Annotated in this window: 18 protein-coding genes; 5 read left to right on the forward strand and 13 right to left on the reverse strand. The window is 43.0% G+C overall.

Annotated features, from left to right (window positions below; all coding sequences use genetic code 11):
• A partial coding sequence (locus tag JOC94_RS15615; protein WP_205179841.1) for a hypothetical protein occupies positions 1 to 195 on the forward strand: 195 nt, incomplete at its 5' end.
• Positions 196 to 391: 196 nt separating this feature from the next.
• Here the strand turns inward: JOC94_RS15615 and JOC94_RS15620 are convergent.
• Entirely contained in the window at positions 392 to 733 is a 342-nt protein-coding gene (locus tag JOC94_RS15620) for a DUF4190 domain-containing protein (protein ID WP_205179843.1), read from the reverse strand.
• Positions 734 to 885: 152 nt separating this feature from the next.
• Between JOC94_RS15620 and JOC94_RS15625 the strand changes: the two genes are divergently transcribed.
• Positions 886 to 1,479 (forward strand): 5' nucleotidase, NT5C type, encoded by a 594-nt coding sequence (locus tag JOC94_RS15625; RefSeq protein ID WP_205179845.1) that lies wholly within the window; start codon positions 886 to 888, stop codon positions 1,477 to 1,479.
• On the opposite strand, the gene JOC94_RS15630 is transcribed toward JOC94_RS15625, so the two are convergent.
• Genes JOC94_RS15630 through JOC94_RS15640 form a run of 3 tightly spaced genes read right to left on the reverse strand, consistent with a single transcriptional unit; the run spans position 1,476 to position 3,524 of the window.
• Positions 1,476 to 1,901: a Fur family transcriptional regulator gene (locus tag JOC94_RS15630; protein ID WP_077110701.1), complete on the reverse strand. Its 426-nt coding sequence runs from the start codon at positions 1,899 to 1,901 to the stop codon at positions 1,476 to 1,478. The two genes, JOC94_RS15625 and JOC94_RS15630, sit on opposite strands and share 4 nt — an antisense overlap.
• A gap of 10 nt (positions 1,902 to 1,911) precedes the next feature.
• Positions 1,912 to 2,763: a metal ABC transporter permease gene (locus JOC94_RS15635; protein ID WP_077110699.1), complete on the reverse strand. Its 852-nt coding sequence runs from the start codon at positions 2,761 to 2,763 to the stop codon at positions 1,912 to 1,914.
• Between the two features lie 29 nt (positions 2,764 to 2,792).
• Positions 2,793 to 3,524 carry a metal ABC transporter ATP-binding protein gene (locus JOC94_RS15640; RefSeq protein WP_077110731.1) on the reverse strand — a complete coding sequence of 244 codons (732 nt, stop codon included), beginning with the start codon at positions 3,522 to 3,524 and terminating at the stop codon, positions 2,793 to 2,795.
• Positions 3,525 to 3,675: 151 nt separating this feature from the next.
• Here JOC94_RS15640 and JOC94_RS15645 point away from each other — a divergent pair, with 151 nt between their 5' ends.
• Positions 3,676 to 3,933 (forward strand): DUF2624 domain-containing protein, encoded by a 258-nt coding sequence (locus JOC94_RS15645; protein WP_077110697.1) that lies wholly within the window; start codon positions 3,676 to 3,678, stop codon positions 3,931 to 3,933.
• 43 nt (positions 3,934 to 3,976) lie between these two features.
• On the opposite strand, the gene JOC94_RS15650 is transcribed toward JOC94_RS15645, so the two are convergent.
• Positions 3,977 to 4,882, reverse strand: a complete 906-nt coding sequence (locus JOC94_RS15650; protein ID WP_077110695.1) for a deoxyribonuclease IV — start codon at positions 4,880 to 4,882, stop codon at positions 3,977 to 3,979.
• 28 nt (positions 4,883 to 4,910) lie between these two features.
• A complete protein-coding gene (locus JOC94_RS15655) occupies positions 4,911 to 6,227 on the reverse strand; it encodes a DEAD/DEAH box helicase (protein WP_077110694.1) in 1,317 nt (438 codons plus the stop codon).
• Between the two features lie 167 nt (positions 6,228 to 6,394).
• On the opposite strand from JOC94_RS15655, the gene vrrA reads away from it, so the two are divergent.
• Together vrrA and JOC94_RS15665 are read left to right on the forward strand one after the other, a co-directional pair.
• Entirely contained in the window at positions 6,395 to 6,958 is a 564-nt protein-coding gene (gene vrrA, locus JOC94_RS15660) for a VrrA/YqfQ family protein (protein ID WP_077110692.1), read from the forward strand.
• Positions 6,959 to 7,082: 124 nt separating this feature from the next.
• Positions 7,083 to 8,039, forward strand: coding sequence for a 4-hydroxy-3-methylbut-2-enyl diphosphate reductase (locus JOC94_RS15665; protein ID WP_077110690.1), 957 nt, complete (start codon positions 7,083 to 7,085; stop codon positions 8,037 to 8,039).
• Between the two features lie 80 nt (positions 8,040 to 8,119).
• Here JOC94_RS15665 and JOC94_RS15670 read toward each other — a convergent pair whose 3' ends face one another.
• The 7 genes from JOC94_RS15670 to JOC94_RS15700 all read right to left on the reverse strand — a co-directional run bounded on the left by JOC94_RS15670 (position 8,120) and on the right by JOC94_RS15700 (position 15,492).
• Positions 8,120 to 9,238: a Nif3-like dinuclear metal center hexameric protein gene (locus JOC94_RS15670; RefSeq protein ID WP_077110689.1), complete on the reverse strand. Its 1,119-nt coding sequence runs from the start codon at positions 9,236 to 9,238 to the stop codon at positions 8,120 to 8,122.
• On the reverse strand, positions 9,235 to 9,939 hold the full coding sequence (locus JOC94_RS15675) for a tRNA (adenine(22)-N(1))-methyltransferase (RefSeq protein ID WP_077110687.1): 705 nt from the start codon (positions 9,937 to 9,939) through the stop codon (positions 9,235 to 9,237). The genes JOC94_RS15670 and JOC94_RS15675 overlap by 4 nt, the downstream gene beginning before the upstream one ends.
• Positions 9,940 to 10,120: 181 nt before the next feature.
• A complete protein-coding gene (gene cccA / locus JOC94_RS15680) occupies positions 10,121 to 10,477 on the reverse strand; it encodes a cytochrome c550 (RefSeq protein ID WP_077110685.1) in 357 nt (118 codons plus the stop codon).
• A 137-nt stretch (positions 10,478 to 10,614) separates the two neighbouring features.
• On the reverse strand, positions 10,615 to 11,748 hold the full coding sequence (locus tag JOC94_RS15685) for an acyl-CoA dehydrogenase family protein (protein ID WP_205179847.1): 1,134 nt from the start codon (positions 11,746 to 11,748) through the stop codon (positions 10,615 to 10,617).
• 280 nt (positions 11,749 to 12,028) lie between these two features.
• Positions 12,029 to 13,156 (reverse strand): RNA polymerase sigma factor RpoD, encoded by a 1,128-nt coding sequence (rpoD, locus tag JOC94_RS15690; RefSeq protein ID WP_077110681.1) that lies wholly within the window; start codon positions 13,154 to 13,156, stop codon positions 12,029 to 12,031.
• Between the two features lie 32 nt (positions 13,157 to 13,188).
• Positions 13,189 to 15,000, reverse strand: coding sequence for a DNA primase (dnaG, locus tag JOC94_RS15695; protein ID WP_077110729.1), 1,812 nt, complete (start codon positions 14,998 to 15,000; stop codon positions 13,189 to 13,191).
• Positions 15,001 to 15,054: 54 nt separating this feature from the next.
• Complete coding sequence (locus tag JOC94_RS15700; RefSeq protein WP_253191862.1) at positions 15,055 to 15,492, reverse strand: DUF188 domain-containing protein; 438 nt, start codon at positions 15,490 to 15,492, stop codon at positions 15,055 to 15,057.
• Between the last annotated feature and the right edge of the window lie 55 nt (positions 15,493 to 15,547).

Raw genomic sequence — 15,547 nt, forward strand, 5'->3', positions numbered from 1 at the left:
TTGTTCGGTTTATTTGTGTTAAAAAAATCCCTATCATCGCTACGTCAACATATTTCGCTTTCCGCAGGTCTCTTCAGCTTCCTCGGAAAGCAAAGATCGCTTTCTGCGGGATCTTCAGCTCGGGCTATTCTACATATGTTTGATGACGCTAAAAGCTTGCGTATGATACACTGGGACAATTTATCCCGCATGTAAGGTGCCATATACACTACTTCAAGGCCTGAGTTGATACAAAAGGGCTAAGTGGGAAATAACGGCACCTAAATGCCCGATTCGTTCAACTAACATTTAGTAGGAGCTGGAAAAACGCCTATTGAATGAAATTTCACTGTATTGTTCGTTTTTTCATCAGCTGATTTAGTTGTGGCCGTTCATCCTCTTTTTTCCAACTTTATATATAAGGAAGAAAAAGATAATAAAGCGACAAAGAAAAGACAGCGATAGAAAGCGCCCAGCCCCCGATTAATTTTTCGCCCCTGATGATTGCAGGGATGGAAAGCAGTGTGCCCGCAATCCCAAGGATGCCTGGCAAGATAAAGAGTGATAAAATCGCCAAAACCAGGGATACATAAGCAATTGCCCGGGCTGAAAATCCTTCATTTACCCTAGTTTTCGTTCTCTCCATTGTAAAATCAGGTACTAGCTCGCCAGCCAGCTCTTCCTGGTGTTCATCCGTTACATATTTCGTTTCTTTTTCCTCATGTTTGTCTTTTTCTGGTTCATGCCCAGACATACACTTTCCCCCTCTTTTTATTCACTATGTATATTGTGCGCCGAGCATGGCCCTTTCATGTTGACAATGATTGCCAAGCATTTCATACATTACAGCGAAATGTGTTACAATGAGGATATATAGAAGGAAAGTGTAAGGGAGATTTTATGCTTATGCAAAAAAGGTTTGGAATTGACATAGACGGTACAGTCACATGCCCCACATCCCTGATCCCATTTATTAACAAGTCGTTTAATTTGAATATCACGCTGGAAGATCTTACCGAATATGAATTGACGAGATGTCTTGATCTTCCTGAAGAAGCGATTTATCAATGGTTCGTCCAAACAGAGCCCTTGATTTATAAAGAATCGCCCATCGCTGAAGGAGCAAGACAAGTGTTAAAAAAGTGGGTGGATCAACATCAGCTTTACTTTATCAGTGCCAGGCAAAGCGCATTGCTGGATGTGACGAAACAGTGGTTTCAGAGGCATGAATTGGATTACCATCATATTGAATTAATCGGTACCCATGATAAAGTTCCCACGGCAAAAAAACATAATGTGGACATGTTTTTTGAGGATAAACACGATAATGCCGTGGCGATTTCAGAAGAGCTTGACATTCCAGTTATTCTGTTTGACACTCCATACAATCGAAAGCCGGCACCAAAACAGGTGATCCGCGTCCATCATTGGAAGGAAGCCGAACAATGGGTAGAAAATTTGTTTGGAAAGACCGGCCAAACAATAAAAGAAGCCCATTAAACGGCTTCTTTTTTACATGCGGGACATTTCCCATATATTTCAAATTTATGATCAGAGATGTCAAAACCATGCAAATCTTCCGTGACAAAATTCATCGGACATGCCCCGATCGCCTTCGTCCATCCACATTTTAGACAAATAAAATGGTGATGATGGCCTTCATCTGATCCGCACGTATAGCGAAAGTGCTTTTCTCCTGCAAGCTCTGTCACTTCCAATATGCCCAGTTCCAAAAACAATGATAAATTTCTGTATATCGTGTCAAAACTGACACCGGGATAATCTTCCTGCATCATTTCCAACATTTCTTTAGCTGTTAAATACTTGTTTTGCGATGCGAAAATCTCTAGCATGCGTTCTCTCTTATCAGTCAATTTATAACCACTGTTTTTTACTGATTGAATCGCTTCGGCGATATGCATGACGTTCACCTCAACTTATTTTAAGCTGGAATTTATGCTTAAGATGCCGATAGGCAATAACAACAAGCAAAATGGCAATTGAAATGACAACAATTGTTCCTCCTGGTGCCAAATCAAGATAGTATGCACTCGTTAACCCGCCAATGACAGACGCTTCTCCAAAAATGACAGAGATAAAAATGGTTTGCTTGAAACCATTGGCCAATCTCATGCTTGCGGCTACCGGCAAAGTCATTAATGCGGAAACAAGCAAGATCCCGACAATCCGCATGGAGGCGGCAATCACAAGGGCGATCATAAGAATGAATAATATATGAATACCTTTGGACGGGATTCCTGACGCTTTGGCATGCTCTTCATCAAAAGAAAGTAAAAACAATTCCTTATATAACACAACAACAATCGCAATGACACCCACACTGATCAAAGAAATGACCCATAAATCGGTTCGGCTGACAGCACTGACACTGCCAAACAAATAATTTAACAATTCCGTATTAAATCCGTCCGCAAGGGAAATAAACACCACTCCTATGCCAATCCCGCCCGATAAAATAATCGGAATGGCTAGTTCCTGATAATGCGAATAAACGGTACGCAACCTTTCAATCGCCAATGCCCCCACAACCGAAAAACCCATTCCGAAAAAAAGTGGATTCATTCCTGCAAAAAGCAACGTTTTCTTGCTGAGGAGCAAGCTCGCAGCAATTCCGGATAATGTAACGTGGCTTAACGCGTCGGCAATCAGCGACAGCCGGCGGACAACAAGAAAAGTGCCAAGCAGCGGTGCAATCAACCCGATCAAAAGCCCTGTCAAAAACGTATTTTGTAAAAATTCATATTGAGATATTGCGGCCAGCACCGCCACCACCAACCTTTATGATAAACATACTAGAAACCTGCATAGGAAAATTGCTTCTCCATCCTAACTTTCTTATACTCGGCTGTATCTCCAAAAAACTTCAATTCCTTATTTAAATAAGCCACATGGGTTGCTTCATTTAATAACGCTTCGATATCGTGTGACACCATTAACAAAGTGATCCCCATTTCTTTACGTAATGATGTAAGCACCTTGTAAAATAAACGAACGTTTTTCGCATCGACGCCAACGGTCGGTTCATCCAAAATAAGAACGTCAGGTTTGGCAACAATCGCTCTTGCGATAAACACACGCTGCTGCTGGCCCCCTGAAAGTTCTCCTATTTTCCTGTTTACATACGGTTCTAAACCAACTTGTCGGATCGCCTGAAGCACATCCAATTTATCCTTTCTCTTTAAAAAACGGAACATCCCCACTTTTCGCGTTAAACCGCTCGCCACAACTTCAAAAACAGTGGCTGGAAATCCCGAATTAAATGAATTGGCTTTCTGGGATACAAAACCGATTCGCTCTTGACGTTTAAACAACGCCTGCTTTTGCCCGAACAAGAGTATTTCTCCCTCAACGGGCTTTAACAAACCCAAAACCAATTTTAACAGTGTAGATTTGCCGGACCCGTTTGGCCCGACAATTCCCACAAAGGCCCCTTCCGGCACCGACAAATTAATTCCGTCCAGTACAAGCTCTTCATTATATCGAAAATGGACGTTTTTTAATTGAATAACAGGATCATTCATCATTCCATAACCATCCCTCTTAATAGGAATCATTCCGATTTGCATGAAATAAGTATACATGAACATCCATTCTTTGTAAATCCTTCTGTAAAAAAATAGATGTCACAAGTACAGTGATGTCGTCATAAGTATTTGATTAGGAGGTTTGATTGCTATGAACTTATTAAAGAACATGGTGAATTTTAAGGTGAACATGATTACAGGTAATGAATTGCTCAAATACGCCAACCAATTCAACATTCAACTGTCCAAGACCGAAGCTGAAAAAATCGCTACCTATTTGCGCGGGAAAAATTTCGATATTTTTGATGAACGAATCCGCACAAAAATCATTCGGGAAGTGGCCAAAATCACTGGTCCTAAAACGGCAAAAGAAATCAATAAATTAATGGTCCAGTTTACGGCCGGCTAAGCAGAAAAAAGAAAGCCAGCAGGAGCGGCTTTCTTTTAAACTGCTATTTTACGAGCGCTTCGCCCATAATTTGGTCTTTCATCTGTTCATCAAATGAACGGTTTTTAATCATGGCAATTTCATGTTTGTACGGCGGCTTTTTATTTTTCTTGTCGGTTCCCACATAAGGCGTTTCTAAAATTTTCGGTACATCAGCCAAAGCGGGATGGTAAATCACCTTAGCCAGTGCATCAAACCCAATGTGGCCAAATCCAATATTTTCGTGGCGGTCTTTTCTGGCTCCCCGCTCATTTTTACTGTCATTGACATGTACAACCTTAATCCGGTCGATTCCGATTATTTTATCGAATTCTTCCAGCACACCCTCAAAATCATGGACGATATCATATCCGGCGTCATGTGTATGACAAGTGTCGAAGCATACGGACAGCTTCTCATTATGGGTGACTCCATCTATGATTTGAGCCAACTCATCAAATGTGCGGCCACATTCGGAACCTTTCCCGGCCATCGTTTCCAAGGCAATTTGCACGTTTTGCTCTTTAACGAGCACTTCGTTTAACCCTTCGATGATTTTTTTGATTCCCTTTTCGGGCCCCTCCCCCACATGGGCCCCGGGATGAAGAACAATCTGTGTTGCTCCAAGCGCGGCCGTTCTTTCGATTTCCGACCGAAGAAATTGGACACCGAGTTCAAAGGTAGCGGGATTGACCGTATTTCCAATATTGATAATGTAAGGTGCGTGAACGACTAAATCAGTAATGCCGTTTTCCTCCATATGGGCAATGCCCGCTTCAATATTTAACTCCTCCACTTTCTTTCTTCTCGTATTTTGCGGCGCGCCTGTATAAATCATCATTGTGTTGGCTCCATAAGAAGCCGCCTCTTCACTTGAGCCCAGCAACATTTTTTTCCCACTCATCGATACGTGAGAGCCAATTTTCAACATTTACCTCATCCCCTTTTGTTCTTTCAGGCTATTTTTTCTTTCGCTTTTGCATTCGCCGTTCCCGCTTCATGATTTTCTCTATTTCCGCTTTCATCTTCTTCTTATAACCCGGTTTAACTTTTTTCGGTTTTCTTACAATCTGATGTGCTTTCGTTACTGCGGTATTTCCCGAACTTTTCCGTTTCTCCCGACGCTTTCGATCGGCCGCTTCAACCCATTCACCGTCCTGGATGTCCCGGTATTCAAATTCGATTCCCAGTTTTTCCAGCCGATTAATCGCATCTTCATCGGACGATTCATATATTGTAATAGAGATTCCTTCATTTCCTGCTCTGGCGGTTCGTCCTGACCGGTGAATATAAAAGTCAAGATCCCGCGGCAACTCATAATGAATAATATGGCTGACCCCTGGTATATCAATCCCTCTAGCGGCTAAATCGGTTGCCACGATATATTGAAATTCCAAGTCACGCACTTGCTTCATCATTCTTTTTCTTTCACGTGGATGTAAATCGCCATGTATTCTTCCGACTTTCAATCCTTTTTCAATTAATTGATCCGCCACATTGTCGGCCATCTGCTTTGTATTGGCAAAAACAATTGCCAGGAAAGGTTTAAACGTCCGCAGCATCAAGGAAAGAAGGTCTATTTTATCCCGTCCCCTAAGCGGGACTAAGATGTGTTGAAGATTAGTGGCAGTAGGAAGATTGGGATCCACCTGTTCAAACACGGGATTTTCCATATACTTTTTTAGAAATGGTTTTAATTTCTCCGGAATTGTTGCGGAGAAAACATACATTTCCAAATCATTTGGCATTCTTCCCGCCACTTGGTCGACATCTTGAATAAAGCCCATGTCAAACGTTAAGTCGGCTTCATCAATGACAAGAATGGAGGCCTTGTGGACAAATAAAGCCTGCTCTCTGACGAGATCATGAATTCTTCCAGGTGTTCCAATCACAATGTGAGGTTGACGTTTGAGTTTTTCAATCGTTCGTTGTTTATCGGTGCCTCCCGTGTAATTGCGAATGACAATTGTCCCCTCGGGAAGGTTTTTGACGATCTTCAGCGCTTCATGATAAATTTGGCTTGCCAATTCTCTTGTCGGGGTAAAAATCACCGCCTGAACATGCTCATCAAGCGGATTGACCCTTTGTAAAATGGGCAATAAATACGCGTGTGTCTTGCCTGTCCCTGTTTGAGATTGGCCAATGGCGCTCTCCCCTTTTAAAATAAGCGGGATCATCTTCTCCTGAATTTTTGTCGGTTTATGGAATTTCAGTTCTTGAATCGCCTGATCAATAAATGTATCAAAACGATAGCGTTTAAATTGATGTTCAGCCAATTGGCTCACTCCTTAAAATAGGTACAGTTCCCTTGCTGAATGTTTATTATAAATGAAAACAGCTTTGACGACAACAAACCTGCAAACGGTATAGGCTTTTTGTCCAGTCGCTTTTACAAAACTTGCATACAGTAAAACAGCAAAAAGTGTATGAAAGGAGGATATACATGCAACCTGGAAATTTTGGAAGAATGCCTCCGCAAGGGCTATTTGGCCGGCCAGGAGGAGGAATGGGCGGTTGGCCTGGAAGAGGTGCCACTCCGCCGGGAGGAGGAATGGGCGGTCGAGGCGGTCTGCTCCAAGGATTGTTTCAACGCCAACCTCCTTCGGGTGGAATTGCTTCGGGATTTTCCAGAGCGCCCCAAACCGGAGGCTTTTTACAAAACCTTATGAACCCTGGATCGATTCATTCTTTTTTAAACAATACACAGCAAGTATTAAAAACAGCCCAGCAAATCGGCCCCCTGGTGCAACAGTACGGTCCCCTGGTAAGAAACTTGCCCGCAATGTGGAAGTTATATAAGAGCTTTAAATCCGATTCCGACACTTCTAGTGAAGAAACGGAAAGTACAGCTGAGAGCAGTCAAGAAAGTTCTACCAGCACACTGGAAAAGAAAGAGCGGAGAAAAACTGGAAAACAAAAAACAGGAGACGAAGAACAAGAGAAGAGATACGTCAAGAGAAAGCGTTCCCGAACTGGAGGAAAGTCTGTGCCAAAATTATATATCTAGCATTCCCTCCTTAATAACCGTTTGCCTTTTTCGAACGGTTATTTGGCTTTTCCTGCGATGTTATATATAATGAGTTTATAAGATCGGCAGATTGGGATGACCGGTTAAGTCAGGAGGATATGTAATGCAAATTATTAAAATTTCCCCGCGCGGCTACTGCTATGGCGTAGTAGATGCGATGGTTATTGCGCGAAATGCCGCATTAGACAAAACACTTCCCCGGCCCATTTATATATTGGGCATGATCGTTCACAACAAGCATGTAACAGATGCTTTTGCAGAAGATGGCATCATTACGCTTGATGGCCCGAACAGAAAAGAAATTTTGGAAAAAGTGGATAAAGGCACGGTCATTTTTACTGCCCACGGCGTGTCTCCTGAAGTAAGGGAGCTCGCAAAGAAAAAAGGGCTGACGACACTTGACGCAACTTGTCCAGATGTAACAAAGACCCATGATCTGATCAAACAAAAAGAACAAGAAGGTTATGATGTCATTTATATTGGAAAGAAAGGTCATCCTGAACCGGAAGGAGCCGTTGGTGTAGCGCCACACATCGTTCATTTGGTAGAGACTGTTGAAGACGTCGAAGAATTGAACGTGAACAATGATAAAATCATCGTTACCAACCAAACAACGATGAGCCAATGGGACGTAGCCGCGGTCATGGATAAAGTGAAAGAAAAATACCCCCACGCGGAAAAACATAAAGAGATTTGCCTGGCCACGCAAGTCCGCCAAGAAGCAGTGGCAGAACAGGCTGGTGAAGCCGATGTTTTAATCGTTGTCGGTGATCCAATGAGCAATAATTCAAATCGGCTTGCACAAGTTTCAGAAGAAATTGCCTATACGAAAGCGTATCGGATCGGAGATGTTACCGAGATTCAGATTGATTGGCTAAAAAACGCGGAAAAAGTGGCGGTCACAGCCGGCGCTTCCACACCAACACCGATTGTCAGGGAAGTCATTTCATTTCTGGAGCAATTTGATCCCGAAAATCCCGCAACTTGGGACCGGGAAAATAAAGTACCATTACACAAGATCCTTCCGAAAGTCAGAAAGCCGAAACTGGAAGCAAAATAACATGACAAAGCCAAAAAAGCAAGGCATCACCATTTTTGTATGGGAGCCTTGCTCTTTTTTCGTCTCATTCAAAAAACGTGCTATAAAAATGTAAAGGGATCTGTATTTTGTTTTGAAGGAATAAAAGCCACTTCGTATCCTCGCTCTTCGGCAAGCTGCTCCATCCTGGCGGCCACTCCAGCCTTCATGATTTTTTCCACATGATGTCCGGGATCCACAACATTGAGGCCGATGTTCATAGCGTCATGGGCGGTATGGTAATAAAAGTCGCCAGTCACATAAACGTCGGCGCCTTTTCTTTTGGCGTGTTGGAAATATTTGTTCCCGTCGCCCCCAAGAACTGCCACCTTCTTGATACGATCATTCAAATTCCCCACAACTCTCACACCAGAAGCAGCCAATGATGTTTTAACATGATCTGCAAACTCCCGTAAAGTCATCTCTTCTTGAAGCTTGCCGATTCTTCCGAGTCCCCATTTCCGTCCACCCAGCGCAAGCGGATAAAGATCGTATGCCGGCTCTTCATACGGATGTGCTTTCAACATCGCAGAAACAACTTTGTTCTCCAGTTGCTCTGGATATATTGATTCAATTTTGACCTCAGACACTTCTTCTAATTTTCCAGCTTCGCCTATAAATGGGTTTGTGCCGCTTCCAGGCAAAAAGCGGCCGGTGCCCGGAGTGGAAAATGTACAATGGCTATATTCTCCAATCGAACCTGCCCCTGCATCGCCCAACGCTTTTAAAACCTGATCCATATGATCTAATGGTACAAATACGGCAAGCTTTCTGAGCTTTTCTTCATAAGTTGGAACAAGCACCTCTGTATTTTGGAGTCCAAGGGCTTCAGCAAGCAAATCATTGACACCGCCTGTTGCAACATCTAAATTTGTGTGGGCGGCATAAACAGCAATATCATGTTTAATCAGCTTAGCAATGGTTCTTCCTCCAGGTTCATCGACCACCACGCGTTTCAAGGGACGATAAACGAGTGGATGATGGGCAATAATAAGATCGATCCCTTGTTCAATCGCTTCGTCAACAACGTTTTCGAGCACATCAAGAGCAACCATTACTCGGGAAACTGGTTTATGTAGTGTTCCAACTTGCAATCCGACAGGGTCGCCTTCCATCGCATACTTTTTGGGGGCATATTGTTCAAAAAGCTCAATGATTTGAAAACCATTTACTTTCTTCATGTTAACGCCTCCTCCACTATGGCAATTTTTCTTAAAAACGCTTCTTTTTTAGCCAAAGTATCCGCACTTGATTGAGATTGCTCCAGATTTTCAACTATTTTTTTCCAGCGCTGTAATTCACCCAACCATTTTTTACGGAACGGTCCACTTTTTTCTTTTAACAAAAAAGGACCAAGCAATAATTCTTTTTCGACTTCCCGATAATGCTTCATGGAATCTCCCCGTTCGGCAACGAGAACTTCATAAATTTTTCCGTCATCCTCCAAAATTTGTTCCGACACTAACTCCCAGCCATTGTTCATAAGCCATTGCCTGATATGAATGGCTCCAATATTGGGCTGCAGGATGAGACGTGTTACCCCTGCCAGCTTCTCTCGCCCTGCTTCAAGAATCCGGGAAATCAATAGCCCGCCCATACCGGCAATGATGATACAATCCACCTCGCCCACTTGCAGTACTTCGAGACCATCTCCTTTTCTCACGTCCACATAATGCCCAACTCCTGATTTTTCCACCTGCTGTTGGGCGGATTGAAACGGGCCGTCGGCAATTTCCCCTGCAATAGCAAAAGAGGCAATGCCGCGCTTTATGACATGGCAAGGCAAATAGGCATGGTCGGACCCAATGTCGGCAATCCGCATTCCGTGGTTAATGTTAGCAACAACGGCTTGCAACCGTTTCGATAATTGAACTTCGTTCATGAAAGCCGCACCTCTTATTCCAAAAACATTCGCAATATGTTACTCATCCATTTGAAAAAAGTTCTTTGCCGATGTAGCAAAGAACTTTTCTTGTTGTAAAGGGTATGATAAAATAGCAATTTTGGATTTTTTCTAAAATGTCGCAGAGAATCGATATGCGACATTTTATGCAACTCTTGTATTATTTTAAGTTGGCAACCCATTCAGCCATTTCTTCAATATTTTCTGCCGGCACTAATCCAGGAGGCATTGCTCCACGGCCGTTCGCTAAAATATCAGCCACTTCTTCTTTTGAAAGCCCTGTTCCATGAAGGGTCGGAGCGCTTCCCCCTTCCAAGTTTTCACCGTGACAAGAAATACATGCCTTGTTGGCATATTCTTCGGGTTCAAACTCTGCTGCAACTTCTTCCTTGCCGCCGCCTTCCTTTTCCTTCGCTATTTCCTTGGCATCGCCTAACCCCTTGATTCCAAGAAAAAATACAAGTACAAGACCCAAAGCCATAATTAAATAATATGGTACGAGCGGATTTCGTTTCATGACTTACCCTCCTTATGTAATAAAGCATGTATTAAATATAAATTATGCAAACATCTTCATTTTACTCGAAAATGAAGAGAAGGGAAAGTCTTAGGGCACTTCTTTCAGCTTTTTTCGATATTTGGACAAATTAGCCGTTAATAACATCCCACTTCTCTTGCAATAACCATCCGTTGCACCTCAGATGTACCTTCTCCTATTTCCAACAACTTGGCGTCCCGCATCATTCGTTCTACCTCATATTCCCGCATATAGCCATAGCCGCCATGCAGTTGGACAGCCTGATCGGTAATTTCCATACAGATTTCAGAGGCAAACAGTTTACACATGGACGCTTCTTTGGAAAATGGCCGTCCCTGGTCTTTTAGCCATGCGGCTTTATATACCATATTTCGAGCCAGTTCAATCTTCATGGCCATATCTGCCATTTTAAACTGAGTCACTTGAAATTGTGATAACGTTTTTCCAAATTGTCTTCGTTCTTTCACATATTGGAGCGACTTATCAAATGCGGCCTGGGCGATCCCTACAGCCATTGCGATTCTTCCTCCATCCAGCGTTTGTAAAAATTGCTTAAAACCTTCCCCCTTTGCTCCAAGCAAGTTCTCCTTGCCGACTCTCACATCTTCCAATACAAGTTCCGTTGTATCAGACGCATGAAGTCCCATTTTCTCATAATCCTTTATAATCGTAAAGCCCTTGGCATCAGTAGGGACGATGATGGCACTGATTTCCTTTTCTCCATTACGCTCACCCGTAACGGCTGTCAAAGCCAAATACTTGGCGTAAGATGCATTGGTAATAAAGCACTTGTTGCCATTGATGACATATTCATCACCGTCCAAGACCGCTGTCGTCTTTGTTCCGCCGGCGTCGGACCCGGCGTTTGGTTCTGTCAGCCCAAATGCACCAAGAGATTCTCCGGTACAAATCGGCACCAAATATTTTTCTTTTTGCTCAGGCGTACCAAACATGTTGATTGGGGCTCCTCCAAGTGAAATATGTGCGGAATACGTAATTCCTGTAGAGGCACATGCACGACTTAGCTCTTCCGTAACAATGGCAAAACTGATCGTATCAGCCCCGGCTCCCCCATATTCTTCGGGAAATGGCAGTCCCATTATTCCCAATTCCGAAAGTTTTTGAAAAATCTTATCAGGAAACTGTTGATTTCGATCTCTTTCCACGGCACCTGGAGCAACCTCTTCTCGGGCAAAGTCTCTGATTGTCTGTCTGATCATCATCTGCTCAGAAGTTAAATCAAAATTCATGTTTCTTCCCCTCCCGCCTTCTGTATCCGCTTTCACCTTTCATTATAATCTGTATGAAAGCATTCTCTCAACTAATATCACCAGTAAAAACATTTTTCTAATAAAATAAATTCATTCCATATTTATGCCTTTTTGAGGAGAATATGTTTATCGACAAAAACAGGCAAAATTCCGGTTTGCAAAAAGGATGAGAATTCTGTACAATAAATGCAATTAGCTGGAAGGCCAGCTTCGCTCAAAAGAAAAACACCCCCAAATAGCGGGGGTATTCATCACAATATTATTCAAGAAAGTCTTTTAGGCGCTTGCTCCGGCTCGGATGGCGCAGCTTTCGCAATGCTTTTGCTTCTATTTGCCGAATGCGTTCCCGGGTGACACCAAAGACTTTTCCAACCTCTTCGAGCGTACGGGTACGGCCGTCATCAAGTCCAAAACGGAGACGCAATACATTTTCTTCGCGATCCGTCAACGTGTCCAGCACATCTTCAAGTTGCTCTTTTAATAATTCGTACGCAGCATGATCTGAAGGAGAGGTCGCTTCCTGGTCTTCAATGAAATCGCCCAGATGTGAATCATCTTCTTCACCAATCGGAGTTTCGAGTGAAACAGGCTCTTGGGCTATTTTTAAAATTTCCCGAACCTTATCAGGTGTCAAATCCATTTCTTCGGCGATTTCCTCAGGCGACGGTTCGCGCCCGAGATCTTGCAGCAACTGGCGCTGGACCCTGATCAATTTGTTAATCGTTTCAACCATATGGACCGGAATTCGAATCGTTCTGGCCTGGTCGGCAATCGCCCTAGTAATCGCTTGGCGAATCCACCATGTCGCGTACGTGCTGAATTTAAAACCTTTTCTATGGTCAAATTTTTCAACGGCTTTGATGAGGCCCATATTTCCTTCCTGGATTAAATCAAGGAATAGCATGCCCCGGCCAACATAGCGCTTTGCGATGCTGACGACAAGCCTTAAGTTTGCTTCAGCAAGCCTCTTTTTGGCTACTTCATCGCCCTGTTCAATTCGCTCTGCCAGCTCGACTTCTTCTTCAGCGGATAGAAGATCAACCCGGCCAATTTCTTTTAAATACATACGGACCGGATCATTGATCTTAACACCTGGAGGAACACTTAAATCATTAAGATCAAATTCTTCCTCTTCTTTTTCTATTTGATGTATTTCAGGATCATCGTCCTCATCGGCATTGTCTTCGAGCAATTCAACGCCATGATCACTTAACACTTCATAAAACTCATCCATTTGGTCGGAATCCAATTCATAATGGGCCAGATTGCTGGCGATTCCTTCATATGTTAAAGTTCCCTGTTTTTTTCCTTTCTCGAGCAGTTGATCCTTTGCTTGTTCTAAGGTGAGTTCTGTTTCAGATAAATTGGAACGTGCTTTTTCAGCCATACGTCCCCCTCCTTCCAAACATTTCAGTACGACTACATATATGATAATGACTTGCGAAGTTCAATGATTTCCTTCGCAATCTCCATTGCTTTTTCCATGTTTTTATTTCGTTCTGCCGCTTTTTGCTCAAGTTGCTTTTCTTTTATCATTAACATTTTCCCATGTTTCAACACATGATTAACGCAATCTTTTAATTCTTGTTCAGTATATTCATGATCCACCGTCATCATTTCTATTTCTGTCACGATGGCCCGCAAATTTTTATTTGGCAAAAAATGTAAAAATAAAGACGGATCCGGCTTATTTCCTTCCTCAAAATAACCCAATAAATACGTGATAATTGCTTGGTGTTCCTCAAGGTGAAAATTGTGGCCGTCAAGCATATCCATCACCCGGTATGCCACCTCTTCATCACGCAGCATCCTGGCAATGAGGTGCCTTTCTGCAAGTATATGGGCCTGGGGCACTCTCGCTTTTTTCGCAATGAAAGGATTTGGCTCTTGCTGGCGGGGCTTTGATTTTTTCCTTTGGCTGGCCACCAGTTTTTCAAGTTGGTCTTGAAGTACTTCCAGTGATAAGGAAAATTCTTCCGCTACCTGCCGCGTATATAGATCCCTTTCCACCGGATTGCCGAGCGTACTCAGCTCCTTCATCACTTCTTCGATGTACTTTAGCCTTTCTCCTTCATTTTGCAAATTTTTATCCAATCTAAGGTATTGAAGCTTAAATGCTGTCCACGCCAAAGCATTCCCAACCACATCAGAACGAAATTTTTCTGCCCCGTACTTTTGGATATAATCATCGGGATCAAGTCCTTGGGGCAGCATGGCCACCTTTGTTTCCATTCCGTGTTGTATCAAGAGCAACCCTGCACGGTAAGCAGCTTCGATTCCTGCGTGGTCAGAATCAAAGCAAATAGTGACAGAATCAGTGAGCCGCCTGAGCAAGTGGATATGTTTATCTGTCAAAGATGTACCCATCACAGCCGTGCCATTTTTAACACCGGCATGGTCGGCGGATATAACATCGGCGAAGCCTTCAAATAGAAGGGCAAATCCTTGTTTGCGCACTTCGCTTCTTGCGGCGTAATAGTTATATAGCAACGAACTTTTATTGAAGATCGGAGTTTCAGGCGTGTTTAAATATTTTGGGTGATCATCCTCGGACAAGGAACGGGCTGAAAAAGCCACGATGTTCCCTTTCATATCCGTGAGAGGAAACATAAGCCTGTTCCGAAAACGATCGAAATAGCCTTCTCCGTTCTCCCTTTTAATAATTAATCCAGCCTGTTCCATTTCGCCTTCAGAAAAGCCATGCTGCTTTAAATATTTGACAGCGATATCCCATTCAGGCAAAGAATATCCGATTTGGAACTTTCGTATACTCTCAACAGCCATGCCCCTTGACGTTACATAATCCAATGCGCCGGCACCTTCATTAGTGTTCATAAGCAAATGGTGATAAAATTTTCCCAACAATTCATGGGCTTTCAGCATTCGTTGCTCATGTGGCGGGACATGTTGGAGGGCTATTGATTCATGCGGCTTGATATCAAGCGGAATATTGCCTTTTTCAGCGATCCTGGCCGCCGCTTCCTGGAACGATACACCCTCTGCCTCCATGATGAAATTAAAAACATTTCCGCCAGTGCCACATCCAAAACAATGAAAAATCTGCTTCTCGGCGGTGACAGAAAAAGATGGTGTGTTTTCTTGATGGAAAGGACATAGTCCAAAATAGTTTCGGCCATGTTTTTTTAGCTGGACATAATCGCTTATGATCTCGACAATATCAACAGACTGCCTTAATTCAATGATTTTTTCCTCAGGAATTCTTGCAGCCAAGGTAAACATCTCCATCTCTCTTTATTTTTAACAACCATCGGCCACAATTCAACCTTATTCATCATAATTCGACAAAATCTCACGAAAGGAGCTTAAAAAGTGATGTCGATCTGCATTCCCAAAGGCTTTTGGCCCTTTTCCGAAATTTCCCCGTTCACGCTCCTTCCGGGCCCAGTATCGAAATTGAAGGGCGGTATCCATTTGATCCTCGCGGTATATCTTGCCGTTTGCAGAAAGGACAAGTACCCCTTTTTGGAGAGCCAGGCTTGCCAACCCGATATCCTTGAGGATATCCTTTGTTTTAATATTGTTCAGAATATACATATCACTTGCCTCTGCAACAGGATCTGCAAAAGTCCATTGTTCATTCTCCGCGATAATGCCAGGTTTATGGTTATACGAAGCAACGAATAACACTTTTTCGTTCTTTTCCGCAGCAATGGAAGAAATCTCTTTTTTAACAGGGCAGGCATCGGCATCGACAAAAATCACTCTTTTTTTATCCGCATAACTATTTATTCTGCATCCCTCCGCAGATTCCTTCTTA

Origin of the sequence: Siminovitchia thermophila (genome assembly GCF_016909185.1) — a bacterium.
In the GTDB taxonomy this organism is placed as follows: Bacteria; Bacillota; Bacilli; order Bacillales; family Bacillaceae_C; genus Siminovitchia; species Siminovitchia thermophila.